The following is a 15,079-nucleotide window of genomic DNA, read 5'->3' as shown; positions in this document are numbered from 1 at the left end:
CTGCTACTCGGCGCTGCCGAGCGCGGTTACGGTCGCAGCGTCAGCAAGGAAGACAGCATTCGGAGCGACGATGACACGACCACGCCCACTCGCATTGGTTGTCCAGTGCTCGTCGCCCGCCGGGGACGAACGCGCGATGAGCTGCCCATCCCCTTGCACGAGAACCGAGTCTCCAGCGACAGTCGACGCGCCGAACTGCGCGCCCGCCACTTCATGCATCCATGCTTGCTCACCCGTCCAGTCGATGGCGTAGAGGGCGTCCTGCGTAGCGGCGTACACGTGGCGGTCGTCGACGGCGAGCGGGCATTGCGTGTCTCCGCGGACGTTGAACGTCCACTTGCGCGTCCCCTCGTGGTCGAACGCGATCACGAGTTGGTGACTCTGGACGACGATTCCGTTCGAATGAACGACTGGCCCGCCAGTGATTGCCGGCGTGGACGCCGTCCACTGCGTGTCGCCAGTCTGGGTGTTTAATGCGACGAGGCCTGTCTCGCCCGACTGCGATCCGACGTAGACCGTTCCGTCCCTGACCGCAACGGGATCGGCGAACGTCCCCCGACCACCATTGATGTCGATGTCGCGTGACCACAGTTCGGTCCCGTCGGCAACCAGGAGCGCGTGGACGCGCCCACGCCAGTCGGGCACGTGAACGGCCTCGGGGTCAAGCCCCGAGGCTTCCCGTGGGTTAGTCGGACACTTCCAGCCGACCATCGGCAAGGTGGCCTCGGGCGGTCGGGTGGGTCACGGTCGGGGCGTCCACGGCCCCCGATGCCCGCCGTCGCACCTTCCGAACTTGGGGAAGGCTGTTGAGAGCAGGCACATTCCAGTCCTGATGCTTCTTGATGCCTTTCACGGCGATGTTGACGCTTGCACCACGGTCACTGTGGTCTTGATGTCCACAGTCCCGGCACTTGAACCGCTTCTTATGACGGTTCGCACGCTCTGTGTGTCCGCACATCGGACACCGCTGACTCGTGTACTCGGGGTTAATCCACGCAGTTGGAATGCCCTCAAAGGCCGCCTTGTACGAGGTATAGAACTGGAGGGTGCGGAACGGGAGGTGATGCAAGCGTCGGTTCATCCGCGTGCCGTAGTCGATACTGTCGCGCATCTCTTTGAGGTCTTCAAAGACGATACACGCCCTCTCGAACTGACGGCCCCACTCCACGATATGCCGAGACACCTTGTGGAGGCGGTCGCGGACAAACCGTTCTTCGCGCCCTTCGAGGGTGTCGTGGATGCTGTCCTTCCCCGCGTTCTGCACACGCTTCCGCATCGTGAAGTAGCGGTGACGCTCGAACTTGATTTCGGGGAAGTCGATAACCAACGAGTCCTCAATGCCATCCTCGGAAAGAGCGGTGAGAGCCACGTTGTCTTCGTTCACGTCCACACCGACGACCGTCCGTGAGTCCTGCTTGTCTCGAACGGTCTGCTCGGTGTTGGTGAGGTTGACGTGCAACTCGGCGTTCTCGCTGTGGAACAAGGCTTCTGCCGTCCCAATCTTCCACTCGTCACTCGTGAGAGCGGTCTGGAGAATGTCGAGGTGAGCGTCGCTCCCTTTGAGGACGCCCTTGACGTGTTTGTAGGGCTTCGCGCTGATGCGAAACTCTACGTCACCGTTGTCGGTGAGCGACAGGTTGTACCCTTCTTCGTAGTTGGCTCGAAGCGGGTACGCGCCGTCCTTGGTATGGCTCGGGAGTCCGAAGTTGTCGTACTCGTAGTAGTTCTCCATCGCCCCGAGTGCCTTCGCAACGACGCGCTGAGTCGTGTTTTTCACGAGGTTAGCGTCGTCGGCTACTCGGTCGGGGATGGCGTCCCAGTCCACGCCTTGTTTGGCGAGTCGGATGGTTTCGTTGTACACCGAGCGGGCTTCGAGGGTGGCATCGTATAGCAGGCCCTCGTTGTCACTCTGGATGTCGAGTTGGAAGTCCAGCGTCTTGACGAGAGCCTGTGCGTCGGTCATTCTTCTGATTCGTCGAGCCAGTCGGTGACGAGTCCGCGCACTACGTCGGATTTGGTTTCGTCAACCTCGATGCATTTCTTCGAGAACTCCTTGTACACATCGTCCTCGAAGTCCACGGACAGTCGTTTTGTCATCTCACATGCTTACTTAGATACTGAAATACTTAATTCTTGTCCACGTACTGTCTGTATGGGCGAGAAGCGGTCGAACCACACGGTGTACAACGTCAACTACCACTTCGTGTGGTGCCCGAAGTCAAGCAAAGCGAAGCTTTGCGTACCTCGCGGGATCTTCGATCCCGCTTAGTACCGCCACGCGATACTCGCACCAATCGAGAAATCGCTGGAAGCAAGTTTCCGCGACGTGTGCGACGAATACGGCTACGAGATACTGTCGCTACACATCTCGCCCGACCACGTACACCTGTTCGTCTCCGCTCACCCGAAGCACTCACCGAGCGAGATTGTACGGACGGTCAAAAGCATCACAGCGCGGGAGATGTGGGAACAGCACGAACCGTTCTTGGAAGACTACCTGTGGGGCGGTGGATTTTGGGAGGAATCGTACTACGTTGGGACGGCAGGTGATGTTTCGACAGACACGATTGAGCAGTATATCGAGCGAACAGAACACGTTTAGCGGGGCTTACGGCCTTCACCCTCGGGGTCAAGCCCCGAGGTACTTGGCCTGCTCCGCCTGTAGACGACACCATTCGCGATTGTCGGTGGCGCAGTCAGTCTCGCGTCAACGTCGACGAGCCAGTCCTCGGCACCGTACTGTGTCTCGAAGCCGACGATGCGGCCCTGTTCGAGCGCGCGCTTGGCCGTGACGACGACGTGGTCGCCGCTTACCGCGGGCGGGCCGTTCGGCTCCGACCGAAGCGGTACCTGCCAGCGCTCGTTGCCAGTCGCTGCCGACAGCGCGTGTATTCGGTAGCGGTGGCGTGCGGTTTCGGTGATTGCGTCGACGGGGACGTACAGCCGGCCGCCAGCGAGCGCGGGCGTGCCAGTGCTGCGAGCAGTATCAAGTTCGATTTTCCATACAGAGTCGGGGTTCGTCGGGATCGCGTTGACCTGTCGCGTGTGACTGGCGTTCTGGCCGGCCATCGGCCACGTTCCTTCGACGTCGCCGAGGTCGCCGGACGGCTGCGACTGCGTGAGACAGCCAGCGAGGGCGGCGCTTGCAGTCCCGATTGTTGCGAGAACCTGGCGACGGGTCCGGGAGGGCATACCGGGGACGTTCCGGTAGAATAGGGGTAAGCCTTCGGGGGCCAAAATCGCTTGACGCGAGTGATGCCCAAACGAACTGTGTGGCAGCTGACGCCGATTATCAACACCCTGACGCTGATAAAATCGCATTCCTGACGCGGTCCTGTGAGACAGTCTGGCGTTTCAACGGTGGCTGCCAATTCGCGAAAACCACACCCAAACCCGACTAACCTTGGAATCATCGATTCCGATCGATTCGGGAACGGACCCGACGAGCACTAAAACCGATTATCTTCTGACAGATGACATCAAACAGTGCTTCGCCAGTATGGCTGAGTTAGTGATCGGTTTCGACGACGTACCATTCAGCCCAGTCTAACCTGATCAGCGCCGCTAGACGTTTCCCAAAAGCGGGTTTTCGCCAACGATTCCCATCTGAACTCTGGTGTCTCGGTAGGTACTCCTCTATTACTGTCCTAGACCGGGTAGCACGAGCGGATACCTGATGGACACTGACTCGATAGGTTCCCATCTCTACTTACCGATTCAACCGTTCCACTTTTCCAGTCAAACTGGAGCGCAGCGACCACTGCTACAGATCGTCTTCGCTGAAAATCAGCTTCACACTATTTTCGGTGAGCCACTGGTCTTTTGCCCGGTAGTCCGGCACATAAGCCGCAACGAGGTTCCAAAACTCTTCGCCATGATGCTGTTCAGTTAGGTGTGCTAATTCGTGGACGAGGAGGTAATCGACGATATCAGGCGGTGCCATGATAATCCGCCAGTTCAGACTAAGCGTCCCGTTTGTCGAACAACTCCCCCATCGTGTCCGTTGGTTCCGCAGCTCTAATGCCTCGTAGTCCACGCCCATCTGCTCGGCGTAATCGTCAGCTCGGTCCGTGAGATAGTCTCGGGCGCAACTCCGGTAGAAGTTCTCCAGCACCTGCTCCACCGAGGACTGTTCAACCGCACTCTGGCGGAGTCGAATTGTATCGTCTTGCACGGTGTGCTTCCGGCACGGCTCCACAACTAGCGTGCGAGGTTCCCCCAGATACGGAAACTGCTCTCCGGCCGCAAACGTTCGGTCAGGCACCTGCTCCCTGTGAGCCTCATACTGCTGCCGTTTGTCAACCACCCATGCCGCGTTCTCCTTGAGCAGCGTCGCTGGGTGGACATCCGCCGAATTAGGGAGAACAACGGTCACACCGTGAATATCGACGTCAATCCGAGGCTCCGAGGCTTCCGTGCTACGTTGGACGTCGTACTCGACGGTCTTCCCCAAGAGGTCAATCGACCGTGAGCCGGGTTTAGCCATGATTTCGGATGAGGTAGTCCCGCATCACGTCGATGAAGTCGTCGTGGTCCTGAATCAGGGATCCAAGATCGCGTTCCTTCACGAAGACGCCCAGCAGGATACGCTCGATTTCTGCAATCGTCTGCTGGTTCGTCTCCCATCCGGGGTAGCTCCTGTCCACGCGCTCACGGAATTGGGAGACAATCTCAGCAGCAATCTCTTCGGCCTGGTCTTCCGACTCGATTGCGTCTGGTGTTTCCTCGGTAAGATGGGTGTAGATCGCGAATTCAGCATCACCCATTCCCTGCTCTTCAGCTTCTTCCTCGACCTCAAGGACGTCTTCTTCGACGGATTTCAGTGCTTCAACAGCTTCGGGGTCGCTAATCTCGTCTCCTTGCCAGCGTTCGACGATGTCCGTCACGCGTTCGCTTAGCCGCTTGTATCGAGGGTTCTGATTCTCCCGGGGGTGAAGATGTTCGCGGGTCGCGTGGGCGATTTGGGACGCTTTCACGCCGGGGTTCTCCAGTCCCTCGACGTCCTCAAGGTACTCTTCGCCCAGTTTGTACGTCGGGAAGTCACGCTTGATATCCGTAATCTCGACGTGGTCGTCGATGATATCCCGCGTTTTCTCGCGCATCTCTTCCTCCGGTGACTCATCACCCGACGCCGTACGCTTGAACGCGACGTGAATCCGACTGAGCCACTTGTAGTCGTCCTCGATGCCTTCGCTGACGAGCCGCCCGTCTGGAGCGACGGCCTCGTAGAGGTTTTGCAGGCGGCGGAATCCTTGCTTGAACTCACGACGTTCCGGGTGAGTGCTGACACGCTCGACGGCTTCGTAGGTCGCCTCTTGGGTGTCGTCTTTCGGAATCCCATCGAAGATACCCATCACCGTGTTGAGCTGGTCTACGAGGTCGTCGTAGAGGTCGTCCTTGTCACGGGCTGCGTACGCTTTCGTTTCGGCGTCGTAGTCCAACGCCTCGTCGATGTTCTCGAAGACGCCCTGAAAGTCCACAATCTCGCCGTTCTCCTTCCCTTCGGCAGGCCGGTTGGTGCGGGCGATAGCCTGCATGAGGTTGTGGTTTTTCAGGTTCCGGTCGAGGTACATCGTCTTCAATATCGGTGCGTCGAACCCCGTCAGGAGCATGTTGTGGACGACGAGGAGTTTCGGATTCTCATCTTCCTTGAACGCCTTGACGATGCTGTCACGCTCCTCGGAGTCGGTGTGGAACTGCTGGATTAGCTCGGGGTCGTCTTTCGTCGCGGTGTAGAGGACTTCAACCTCGTCCTCGCCACGTCGGTCGATAAGGCGTTCACCGTACATCGCGGCTGACCGGCGGCTCGGCGTTACAACCATTCCCTTCCATCCGTTCGGCGATACGTGGTCGCCGTAGTGCTGGTCGATCTCCGCAACAGCACGATTGACCCGGGGTTCGATTTCCGCGAGCGTCGTCGCAGTCACGTTCTCGCGAATCGCCTCCCGCTTTTCGTCCGTGGTCATGCCACGGAACTCCTGCTCGAACTCCTCGTCTAAGCCTGCCTCGTCTATCTCCCACTCCATCTCGTGGCGCAGCGTGAAGTAGACGGGTAGAATCAGGCCATCGTCGATACCCTGCTTGACAGAGTAACGGTGCAGGTAGTCCTCGCCTTCAGGCGAGAACTCGCGGAACGTGTTGCGGTCCTCGTGTTTCTCGCCTTCCCGGACAGGGGTTCCGGTGAACCCGAAGTGATAGCAGTCGGGAAGCGCGGCTTCGAGGCGGTTGCCGAGGTCGGCTTCCATGAAGCGGTGGGCCTCGTCGGACATGACGACGACCTCGTCGTTACCTTGGACGTCGGGGTCAACGTCCTCGAATTTCTGAATCGTCGTAAGGACTAGCTGGCTTTGCCCCTCTTCGATGAGCTGTTGGAGGTGGTCGATACTCTCGGCTTCTGTCCACTGCTCCAACGAGAGGTTAGCTAGCTGGTCGCGCATCTGGCTGTTGAGCTTGTCCGTATCGACGATGACGAACACCTGCGGATTCTTCGCGACGGTCGGCTGTGAGAGCAGGTTTTCAGCAGCGTACAGCATGGTGAACGACTTGCCCGACCCTTGGGTGTGCCAGATGAGCCCGCGCTTGTGTTCGCCTCTACGGACGCGGTCGAGGATACGGTTGACCGCGTAATACTGCATATAGCGTGGGACAATCTTCGCGTCCCCACCAGCTCGCCGCTCGTAGAACACGAAATTCTTCAGCAGATCGAGAAGTGTATCAGGATTACAGAGTGCCTTCACAGCCTGCTGCATCTCGTTGTCGTCCTCAAACTCCGACGGGGCGTCGTTCCACGGCTCGTAGAATTCCTTCGGAGCGCCGACCGCACCGTAGCGCAGTTCCATCGTGTCGGCAGCCACGTTGAACAGACCGGGAACGAACAGCCGAGGCACGTCGTCCTCGTAGGCTTTCAGGTCGCTGACAGCGTCGTGCCAGTCGTTGTCCTGTGCCCGGCTTTTGAGTTCCATCGTCACCAGCGGAATTCCGTTGACGAACAGAGTGACGTCCGGGCGGATCGTCGTCTCACGCGAAACGGAAAACTGATTGACCGCGTGGAAGCGGTTCTGTTCCGGATTCTCGTGGTCAATCAGGTCCACGTAGACGGTTTCGGTCGTGCCGTCATCGCGCTGGATATTGAACGTCTTGCCCTTGGTGAGCAACTGGTAGAATGCGCGATTACCGTCCATTAGGTTCTCGGCGTCAAGGTCGCGTCGGAGCGAGGAGACGAACTTATCGACGTTATCCTCGGTCACGTCCTCGTTCAGCGTAACGACCTGTTCGGCGAGGAGGTTCCAGTAGATGACCTCGTGGCTGTCACGTTCGTAGGCCTCATCGAGAACGTTCGCACCACGGTCGCCGTCCTGTCCGTGTGTCTCCCAACCGACGCCGTCGAGCCACGAGAGAAGCGAGCGTTCGACGCCGCCCTCGGATGGGATACTAACCATATTAGGCGATTCCCTCGGGTATCTCTATATTAGCGTCGGTCGTGCGAACTGTTCCCGAAAGGAGGTCTTGCATAAGTCCCTGCTTCAGCGTCTTGTACTTACGGAGTAGGTTTTCCTCGCAATCAATTCTCTCTAAGATTGAGAAGTATCGGTCGGCTATTCGCTTCTGTTCATCAAGTGATGGGATCGGAATCTTCGGGGAGAGAATGTCAGTTTGCGAAATATGGGGAATATCCATCCCCTGAGCGCGGCGAAGGACTTGTTTCTGATACCGCCAGTCACTCAAGACCACGTGAAGATAACCCGGGTCACAGGCTTCTGGCACAAACCGCCCAACTCGCTGGACAAGTAGGGAAGGTACGTCGTCTTCTGATAGTCTGCTAATCTTGAATCCAGAACTTGTGTATGGTCTATCCATCCCAATAATCAAGTCACCTGCCTCCAGTCGATACTCCTCATATTCTGAAACTCGGTCGGGTTCCAAATATTTCGTTTCCGACCAATCTGGCTCCCCATAACCTACGTTTGCCCCTCGAAGCACACGGACGCTCCCCTCGTCCTGATACCAATCACTCTTGAAGGCATATCCAACCTGAATCGAACAAACTTCAGACAACTCTTTGAGTTCCCAAGATTCCGGAACAGTCCACCGCCTTTCATCGCTGTATTCTTCCGGCACTGATTCCGGGGAACGACGAAGTCTGCCTTCTTCAGAAACTCCAGATGTTAGAAGGTCTTGGCGTGTACCCTGCTTAACCCTTTCAAGTTGTTCAATAAGTTCACTCGTCTTCTCAATCGCCCGGTCAACCGTGTAGAGTACGGTGGCGATTTTTCGCTGTTCGGAGAGTTGGGGATATTGTACGTCAACTTTCCCGGTGAAACCCCGGTTGATGCCCTCTTGAGCAGAGCCGGTAATTGTCCCATTAATTTGTTTCCAACCTCGGTGAGATAGGAGAAAATAGAACAAGTAGGGAGGATTGATGCTCGAATCGGCTCGGAGTGTGAACAGGTGCTCGTTAGTTACGATACGGTCGTCAGATTCCCACGCAATAGCTACGTCTCCAGTATTCGCACCGTCTTTGACGACCAGAATATCGTGCTTCTGTAACTGTGTCTCTTTCACCTTCTCAAAGTAGTCCTCAGGGATATACACCAAGTCGTGAAGGTCAATATATCCCTCCGAGTTGACCTGAGTACCACCGATACTGATGTATTCTCCTTCGTCTAGGCCACCACCTGTCGGACGACCTCCTGTTAGTAGTTCGGAAAGTAGGCCTTCAAGTTTCGACTCGTTCCATTCAGACCTGTTATTTTCTTCCGGATTCGCCCGCATAAATTCGTCTAATGTCGCATCCTCACTCATAGTTCAACGCCTCCATATGCTCGCTCATCGTCGCCGCTATCTCATCTCGCTCGTCCTGCAACTCGCGTAACTTCGCCAGTTCTTCCTCCACGTCAATATCCTCCTCTGGCTCCGTGGTATCGACGTATAGCGCGATGTTGAGGTTGTAGTCGTTCTCTCGAATCTCATCGAGCGACACAGTGCGACTCACGCGCTCCTCGGTCGCCCACTCGCGGAAGTTCGCAACGATGTGGTCGAGACCGTCCTCGGTGAGTTCGTTCTGGTTCGATAACTCCTCGTAGAATGCTTCGTCTGCAGCGTGAATGAACTGCACCTCGCCCTCGCGCTCAGCGGGCTTGTCCGTGTTCAACACGAGGACGGCGGAGGGAATCGAGTTGTTCTGGAATAGGTTCTCGGGAAGTCCGACGATGGCCTCTACCAGATCGCTCTCCAGCATCGGCTTCCGATAGCGCGACTCGTGCTTGCGGAACAGCACGCCGTGGGGAATGACGATAGCTGCTTTGCCTCCTGCCTCATCACGCTCAGGACGCTTCAACTGCTTCGCCATGTGCATGATGAAGGCGTAGTCGCCCCGGTCAGCACGGGGGAGTTTTTCGTGCCAGTCGAAGCGCCCGTACGGGTCGTCTTGGAGGTCGTCTTTCGCCCAATCAGCGGAGAACGGGAAGTTAGCTAGCACACGGTCGAAGCGCGTCAGCTCGTTCTCCTCGTCGTCGGTGAACGCGGGATTCGAGAGAGAATCTTCGCGTCGAATCTCGCCATCCAACCCGTGGATGGAGAGGTTCATCTTCGCAATTGCCGAAATATCCGGGTTGATTTCCTGCCCGGTGAACGTCAGCTTCGTCGGATCACTACTCTGTTCTTCACGATAGTAGCGCGCGGCCTCGATGAGCATCCCACCAGAACCGACGGTCGGGTCGTGGAACGTCATTCCGTCCTCGAAGTCATCGACGAGGCGAACGCAGAGATTGACGATGTGCGGGGGCGTGAAGAACTGCCCACCGGACTTGCCCTCTTCTTCTGCAAAGTGGCGCACGAGGTCCATGTACGCCTCGCCGAGCATGTCCGGGGGAACACTGTCGCGGTCAAGGTCGTGCTTCGAGAGGTGTTCGACTAGCTTGCCGAGTCGGTCGTCGTCGAGCGCGTCCGCGTCGATGTAGTCCGCGCGGAAGACGCCAGCTAGCTCGGGGTTCTCTTCGGTGAGCGCGTCGAAGGCCTCGTTCAGGGCTTGATCGACGTTGTCGCTAACGGCGCGAATGTCCTCCCATAGATAGCCTTCAGGAACGACCGGGATGTCGTAGAGGTTGTTTCGACGGGCGAAGTCTTCGCCGTACTCCTCGACGTTCTCAGCGTACTGTTTTTCGAACTCATCGGAGATCGACTTGTAGTAGACGAGTGGCAGAATGTACTCCTTGTAGTCGGTCGGGTCAACGGCGTCGCGGATGATGTCCGCACACTTGAACAGGTGCGTTTCGAGGTCATCCAAAGAGAGAGGCATACCGTGTAGGTCCCTTCGGACCACTATATGTTCTGCGGTGAGCAGGACACTAACCGACGGCTATAATTCGGAGACGGAACGCAAAATCACGGCAATACTCCCTAGAACCAGCACGATTAGCAGAAGGAACATCCCGCCAGCGACGAAGGCCCCTGCATCATCACCAACTCCCTCAAACCCGAGGTCGGTAAGGAAGCTATCCACTATCCCACCTGCACTGAGTGCAGTGATGATGATAACAGTAAGAATGGCAAGCGCTGCGATTATGACTAGCCAGATCCACGGGGGAATCCCCTGATTTCTCCCGCGCCGATTCATTAGCAATCTCGTAGTTTACGACGACGAAGTATCTTTTCCCTCACCTATTGCAAAATCTTCCGAAATCAGGACTAGGTGGGCCTAAGAGAGAGGATAAAGAGACAGTCTGAAGGCCTAGTTTTATACTCTGACAGAACCATGGTAGAGTATCTCCCACTGAACCCGAGGCACCCTGAAACCACACGCCTCGTTCAGAAAACAAGCCGGGAGACCAACGACGCATGACTGACTCTGAATCCCCACAGTCTGTTCCAAACCTCGTAACCACAGCCGATGCACCGAGCGGATGCATCCCTCTCGTTGAACCATACGACGCCCACCTCCGGTTTGTAGAAAACTGTCCGGAAGGCACGGTCGTTCTCGCCCGTATGAGTGATATTGAGCCATTCATCCGGCGGGGTGAAACGGCTTCAACGCTCTTTCCCGAGAAGATCGCAGTAGCGACCACAACGACGGTGAATGACGAATATCTCGATGAATTAGATTGGCAGCGTGAAGCCGAGCTGGTCCACAAATTCAATCCGACGTTCCACATCCCTTGCGACGTTCCAGTTTACGAAGAAACCGACCGCTCGGAACGTCTTGAGCGTATTGAGGGGTACCTCGACAGGACTGTCGCAGTGGCACAAGAACTGGCCGGAACCGACATCGAACTCATCCCGCTACTGAAGGGTGTCAATATCGAGGAATGGCGAACAGTTAGCCGCGTTTTCGACCTCCTCGGTGTTGAGTACTATGCCTATTACGGGACCCAGTATTTCCTCAGTGGTGCGGGATTCGGCAGCCTGCTGGAGGACCTCCGAAACGTCGTCTGCCAGATGCCCGACCGGGAAATATTCTTGATTGGGCTGCTCGCTCCCCAGATGTTAGAGCGACTTCCGCCACAGGTTGTCGCAGCATCTGGACTGCATCAGTGGCGAACGTGGGTTAGCCTCAGAGAAGTCCCTACAATTGTCTCACGGTCACGATATGAGTCACTTCGAACAGAGGTCGCGTCGGCATTAGGTGAGGGGCAGACTCCCCTCGGAGTTTGGACGGATAATTCCCAGAAGGAGGTTGTATAATATGGGCAACACACATCGAACCGGAAACACGTACTCGGGTGGTGGTCGAGGATCGACGAACACCGGGCAAATCGGCAATACGATTCGAAATACTATCCGAGAAGGGGACGAAGTAGACGAATCATATCGCGATTTCGCTGAGGATAGCGGTCTGACCGACCGACAGGGCGAGACAATCTCCAACCGACGTGATGTCTTGGAAGAGATTCTCCGAGCGGAACTGGGTGTTCACGACTCCCGGCTTATCGGTTCTTTCACACGGCGTACCGTGACTGGACCGTTGACGGAAGAAACGGACGCGGACATGATGGTCGTTCTTGACGCGCAGGAACACCGGCACTGGATTGAACAGGAAAATGGGCCGCGAAATTGCCTACAAGCGATTAAGCGCCGCATTAAGAGTGATCCCCGGTTTTCTGAGACTGATGTCAAGATTGACCAGAATGCAGTTCAGGTGAAGTACCACGATTCCACCGTCGAAATCGTTCCGGCATTCCGGTATTCCGAAGTCCCGCACGCGGAGCATCCACGGGATGGACTCAACTTGTTTAATGATGCCAGTGACGGGTACGCCATTCCAGACACCCACGGACAGGAATCATGGATTGGGACGAATCCGAGAGCGTACAAGCAGCGCTTTGACGCACGAAATGAAGCACATGATGGGCGAGTTGCTGGGCTAACTCGGATGATGAAGAAGTGGTCCGAGAACAACGATGTTCCCACTAAGGGATACGCGATGGAGGTGATGGTCTACAACTACTTCGCTGAAAAAGCCGAAACGGGCGGAACAGTTCCAGAGAACTACCACGACCTCGCGCGAGACTTCGTTGACTCACTACCGGAACGGGTTCGTGGCACTCCTCGAGAGCCCGTGTACGACGGCGCTGTTGATAACAACTGGAGTAGTGAGGAAAGGCAGGAAGCAGCAGAGAAAGCGAAGCGAGCTGCGCAAACACTTGAGGAAGCGAAGAAATTGAAGGAGCAAGGACGAACACAGGCAGCGAAAGAAAAACTCCGAGAGGAGTACGGTGAGGGGTTTCAGGACTGATATGGTAATCCTCTCTAACTCATAGGACTGTCTACTATGGAGACGATTGACGCCGAGGAACGGCGAGAGCGGGTTCGAAAGCGTACGATAGACCAAGCATCGAGTGCATGGTACACGTACAACCAGCACTACAAAGCAGCTAATTTCTACAAATTCCTTAGTTTAGGACTCTCCTCCATCATCGCAGTTATTGGCGGAGTTCTCTCGTATGGCCTAATCTGGGATGGGGTCCCGAATTGGCAGATGATTGTGTTAGCCGTCTCAGTATCGGTGGTTTCTGGGATACAATTAGTAGTTGAACCGGGTGAGAAGCGTGATCGTCTCCAAAAGTCGGCTCAACAATACCATGCCTTGTTTGATGACCTCGTAGATTTTCTGTCGTTGCGAGTTCCGTACGAGAACGACCGTGATGACGCAATCGTAGCGGAGTATGAAGAGTTCCGTAAACGGCGGGAAGAGCTGAACGAAAAGATGCCAGACGTTAGCAGCATCTGGTATCACTACGTCAAGTGGACGAAAGGGTCGAAAGGTATGCAGGAAGCCTTCGCGGACGATATCGCCGAGGAGCTATTCGAATAAGAGCCTATTTCGATGACCCGTGGAAACTGGTCACAAATAGAGACATCCGCGTCTCTCGAAACCAGACGTACGCAGCTAGGTTGGCAAGATAAGCCCGATAATTGTCGGAATATGGATTCACTGCCTTCTCCAGAATTGAAGGTGGTTCCATTTCAGAGAAGGTACTTAGATTTGATAGAGAGTGTCGCTTTCTCCGACGTACGTCTCTGGTATCTCTCCGATCCCCCAGCCAGTTCCAGTCGTCTCGATGTAGTAGTAATCCCGGCCGTCAAGAGTGTAATATCGACCCGGAAGTTCATCGCCATAAATCCCGCCAGTCATGTGTTCTGGTGGCTGAATTAGGGCATTGTGTATTTCTACCACAGCATCCGAACACTCCAGCTCTGAGGCAAGCCGTGACACGAACATCGTGGAGGCAAAACCCTTCTACACGTCGTCTAATTTCAGTGATGAACGCTATACAGCCTGTCAGCTATCCATATATTTTTGCGGATAGCCTCTGAGGAAACCACTAGATTGCTCGAATGAGGCGACGGCGATTCCTCCAGACGACGGTCGGGGCGGCTACTGTACCGTCCATCATTGGCTGCGCAGCAGCCACGCAGTCTGCTCACGAACCAACGGTTGACTTCGGGAAGCTGGCGACAAGCGTGTTCGAGGAGCTCCCAGACGAGCGAGCAGAGCTTGAGTCGGCGTTGATGGAATTGGCCGACACCGTTCATACGGAATTCACGAGCATCGAGTGGGAGGCTGTCGAGGACCTCCATGAAACGCTGAGCGAGGGGAATACGGCAGTCCGCCGGCTGGAATCCCTCATCGAAATCCTGCACAACAATGACTTCGCATCGTATCTGGACGAAGCCTGGGTTGCGAAATTCCGGTCAAATATCAGTACGATCACGCGCTATCTGCCAATCCTCGGCAGCTACAACACCTTCTACCACGCAGCAAAGAAACTAGACGAAGCGAAAACCCAGAACGAAGACGTTCCTCCCCAACGGTACGACGAGTTCGGCTTCGCGACCATCGCGTTCTGTATCGAGGTCGGATTGTTCTACATCGGTGCGCCTTATCGGATGGCGTGGCGAGGCACGCGGTTCATCAGCAACCGAACGTTGCTTCGCGCGGGGCGATACGTCGACAACCGACTAATTGCTCTCATAATGAGCGAGATACACTACAAGATTCGGGAACAGGTCTACAAGAGCATTAACCGCGACAGGCTCGAATCCATCTGGAATTATCTTAGCTATCTGCAGGGCGAGTTCTCCGACCTCCAGCAGTTTGCCAAGACGGAGGATGTCACCGACGATGTCTCCGGGAACGCCTATCTGGAAAGCGTGGATGTCGACGTTTCTCGGTGGGCACTCTGGAATTACAGCTTCCTACAACGGCAGGTCAACGGCGTCCTGAATCAGGACAGTATCGGCGGGAAAATCACGCTTACCGAGGACCAGCTTCCGGAAATTAAGTCGGTCGGGAATTCGACAACCACGGAATCGGAAAGCGACGATAGCGGTGGCTCTTGGCTCCCATTCTAGGACTTACAAGCAAGGAAACCACAGTTCTCGCAGACCGCTTCGACTGCGTTCGTGGTGACCCGTTCGTCGCACTCAGGACACTGGTTCGCACTTGATTCCGTTCGGACGACCTCGTCGAATCCGCTCTCGTAGATGTCTCTGGTTGCCATCGTTCTCACCGTGTTCAGGGAACCCGCCAGTACAGGGAGCCCCTCACCCATTGAGGGGGAAATAAACTCTACGCGGGATT

Annotated in this window: 14 protein-coding genes and 2 pseudogenes; 5 read left to right on the top strand and 11 right to left on the bottom strand. The window is 56.0% G+C overall.

What is annotated here, in order from left to right; genetic code table 11:
- Positions 1–3: 3 nt before the first annotated feature.
- The 3 genes from ABSL23_RS03650 to ABSL23_RS03640 are packed head-to-tail and all read right to left on the bottom strand — an operon-like array spanning position 4 to position 2,097.
- Positions 4–711 (bottom strand): PQQ-binding-like beta-propeller repeat protein, encoded by a 708-nt coding sequence (locus ABSL23_RS03650; RefSeq protein WP_353634748.1) that lies wholly within the window; start codon positions 709–711, stop codon positions 4–6.
- Entirely contained in the window at positions 686–1,963 is a 1,278-nt protein-coding gene (locus ABSL23_RS03645; RefSeq protein ID WP_353634747.1) for a transposase, read from the bottom strand. The genes ABSL23_RS03650 and ABSL23_RS03645 overlap by 26 nt, the downstream gene beginning before the upstream one ends.
- Positions 1,960–2,097 carry a plasmid partition protein ParG gene (locus ABSL23_RS03640; RefSeq protein WP_353634746.1) on the bottom strand — a complete coding sequence of 46 codons (138 nt, stop codon included), beginning with the start codon at positions 2,095–2,097 and terminating at the stop codon, positions 1,960–1,962. The genes ABSL23_RS03645 and ABSL23_RS03640 overlap by 4 nt, the downstream gene beginning before the upstream one ends.
- A 55-nt stretch (positions 2,098–2,152) precedes the next feature.
- Between ABSL23_RS03640 and tnpA the strand changes: the two are divergent.
- Positions 2,153–2,602, top strand: a pseudogene (gene tnpA, locus ABSL23_RS03635) (IS200/IS605 family transposase).
- Here the strand turns inward: tnpA and ABSL23_RS03630 are convergent.
- The 6 genes from ABSL23_RS03630 to ABSL23_RS03605 all read right to left on the bottom strand — a co-directional run bounded on the left by ABSL23_RS03630 (position 2,599) and on the right by ABSL23_RS03605 (position 10,615).
- Positions 2,599–3,192, bottom strand: a complete 594-nt coding sequence (locus ABSL23_RS03630; RefSeq protein WP_353634745.1) for a PQQ-binding-like beta-propeller repeat protein — start codon at positions 3,190–3,192, stop codon at positions 2,599–2,601. The pseudogene tnpA and the gene ABSL23_RS03630 overlap by 4 nt on opposite strands.
- A gap of 571 nt (positions 3,193–3,763) precedes the next feature.
- Positions 3,764–4,486, bottom strand: a complete 723-nt coding sequence (locus ABSL23_RS03625) for a SprT family zinc-dependent metalloprotease (RefSeq protein WP_353634744.1) — start codon at positions 4,484–4,486, stop codon at positions 3,764–3,766.
- Entirely contained in the window at positions 4,479–7,439 is a 2,961-nt protein-coding gene (locus tag ABSL23_RS03620; RefSeq protein ID WP_353634743.1) for a type I restriction endonuclease subunit R, read from the bottom strand. The genes ABSL23_RS03625 and ABSL23_RS03620 overlap by 8 nt, the downstream gene beginning before the upstream one ends.
- Before the next feature lies 1 nt (position 7,440).
- Complete coding sequence (locus ABSL23_RS03615) at positions 7,441–8,802, bottom strand: restriction endonuclease subunit S (RefSeq protein ID WP_353634742.1); 1,362 nt, start codon at positions 8,800–8,802, stop codon at positions 7,441–7,443.
- Positions 8,795–10,297 carry a class I SAM-dependent DNA methyltransferase gene (locus tag ABSL23_RS03610; protein WP_353634741.1) on the bottom strand — a complete coding sequence of 501 codons (1,503 nt, stop codon included), beginning with the start codon at positions 10,295–10,297 and terminating at the stop codon, positions 8,795–8,797. The genes ABSL23_RS03615 and ABSL23_RS03610 overlap by 8 nt, the downstream gene beginning before the upstream one ends.
- 60 nt (positions 10,298–10,357) lie before the next feature.
- Positions 10,358–10,615, bottom strand: a complete 258-nt coding sequence (locus ABSL23_RS03605; RefSeq protein WP_353634740.1) for a hypothetical protein — start codon at positions 10,613–10,615, stop codon at positions 10,358–10,360.
- Positions 10,616–10,836: 221 nt separating this feature from the next.
- On the opposite strand from ABSL23_RS03605, the gene ABSL23_RS03600 reads away from it, so the two are divergent.
- Genes ABSL23_RS03600 through ABSL23_RS03590 form a run of 3 tightly spaced genes read left to right on the top strand, consistent with a single transcriptional unit; the run spans position 10,837 to position 13,309 of the window.
- Positions 10,837–11,679, top strand: a complete 843-nt coding sequence (locus ABSL23_RS03600; RefSeq protein ID WP_353634739.1) for a hypothetical protein — start codon at positions 10,837–10,839, stop codon at positions 11,677–11,679.
- A gap of 1 nt (position 11,680) precedes the next feature.
- Complete coding sequence (locus ABSL23_RS03595) at positions 11,681–12,730, top strand: CBASS oligonucleotide cyclase (protein ID WP_353634738.1); 1,050 nt, start codon at positions 11,681–11,683, stop codon at positions 12,728–12,730.
- 36 nt (positions 12,731–12,766) lie between these two features.
- Positions 12,767–13,309: a hypothetical protein gene (locus ABSL23_RS03590; protein WP_353634737.1), complete on the top strand. Its 543-nt coding sequence runs from the start codon at positions 12,767–12,769 to the stop codon at positions 13,307–13,309.
- Positions 13,310–13,474: 165 nt separating this feature from the next.
- On the opposite strand, the gene ABSL23_RS03585 is transcribed toward ABSL23_RS03590, so the two are convergent.
- A complete protein-coding gene (locus tag ABSL23_RS03585) occupies positions 13,475–13,630 on the bottom strand; it encodes a hypothetical protein (RefSeq protein ID WP_353634736.1) in 156 nt (51 codons plus the stop codon).
- A gap of 329 nt (positions 13,631–13,959) precedes the next feature.
- Here ABSL23_RS03585 and ABSL23_RS03580 point away from each other — a divergent pair, with 329 nt between their 5' ends.
- Positions 13,960–14,850, top strand: coding sequence for a hypothetical protein (locus tag ABSL23_RS03580; protein WP_353634735.1), 891 nt, complete (start codon positions 13,960–13,962; stop codon positions 14,848–14,850).
- 17 nt (positions 14,851–14,867) lie between these two features.
- Here ABSL23_RS03580 and ABSL23_RS03575 read toward each other — a convergent pair.
- Positions 14,868–14,999, bottom strand: a pseudogene (locus ABSL23_RS03575) (transcription initiation factor IIB family protein); the annotation flags it as partial.
- Positions 15,000–15,079 lie beyond the last annotated feature (80 nt).

The organism is Halobacterium sp. NMX12-1 (assembly GCF_040435975.1).
Classification (GTDB): domain Archaea; phylum Halobacteriota; class Halobacteria; order Halobacteriales; family Halobacteriaceae; genus Halobacterium; species Halobacterium hubeiense.
This window is presented reverse-complemented; position numbering and strand designations above follow the sequence as displayed.

Bases quoted from the DNA above. Each gene is read 5' to 3' on its own strand.
- ABSL23_RS03645 (WP_353634747.1), bottom strand. From the start codon at position 1,963: ATGACCGACGCACAGGCTCTCGTCAAGACGCTGGACTTCCAACTCGAC.
- ABSL23_RS03650 (WP_353634748.1), bottom strand. From the start codon at position 711: ATGGTCGGCTGGAAGTGTCCGACTAACCCACGGGAAGCCTCGGGGCTT.
- ABSL23_RS03600 (WP_353634739.1), top strand. From the start codon at position 10,837: ATGACTGACTCTGAATCCCCACAGTCTGTTCCAAACCTCGTAACCACA.
- ABSL23_RS03640 (WP_353634746.1), bottom strand. From the start codon at position 2,097: ATGACAAAACGACTGTCCGTGGACTTCGAGGACGATGTGTACAAGGAG.
- ABSL23_RS03615 (WP_353634742.1), bottom strand. From the start codon at position 8,802: ATGAGTGAGGATGCGACATTAGACGAATTTATGCGGGCGAATCCGGAA.
- ABSL23_RS03620 (WP_353634743.1), bottom strand. From the start codon at position 7,439: ATGGTTAGTATCCCATCCGAGGGCGGCGTCGAACGCTCGCTTCTCTCG.
- ABSL23_RS03585 (WP_353634736.1), bottom strand. From the start codon at position 13,630: ATGACTGGCGGGATTTATGGCGATGAACTTCCGGGTCGATATTACACT.
- ABSL23_RS03605 (WP_353634740.1), bottom strand. From the start codon at position 10,615: ATGAATCGGCGCGGGAGAAATCAGGGGATTCCCCCGTGGATCTGGCTA.
- ABSL23_RS03595 (WP_353634738.1), top strand. From the start codon at position 11,681: ATGGGCAACACACATCGAACCGGAAACACGTACTCGGGTGGTGGTCGA.
- ABSL23_RS03625 (WP_353634744.1), bottom strand. From the start codon at position 4,486: ATGGCTAAACCCGGCTCACGGTCGATTGACCTCTTGGGGAAGACCGTC.
- ABSL23_RS03590 (WP_353634737.1), top strand. From the start codon at position 12,767: ATGGAGACGATTGACGCCGAGGAACGGCGAGAGCGGGTTCGAAAGCGT.
- ABSL23_RS03630 (WP_353634745.1), bottom strand. From the start codon at position 3,192: ATGCCCTCCCGGACCCGTCGCCAGGTTCTCGCAACAATCGGGACTGCA.
- ABSL23_RS03610 (WP_353634741.1), bottom strand. From the start codon at position 10,297: ATGCCTCTCTCTTTGGATGACCTCGAAACGCACCTGTTCAAGTGTGCG.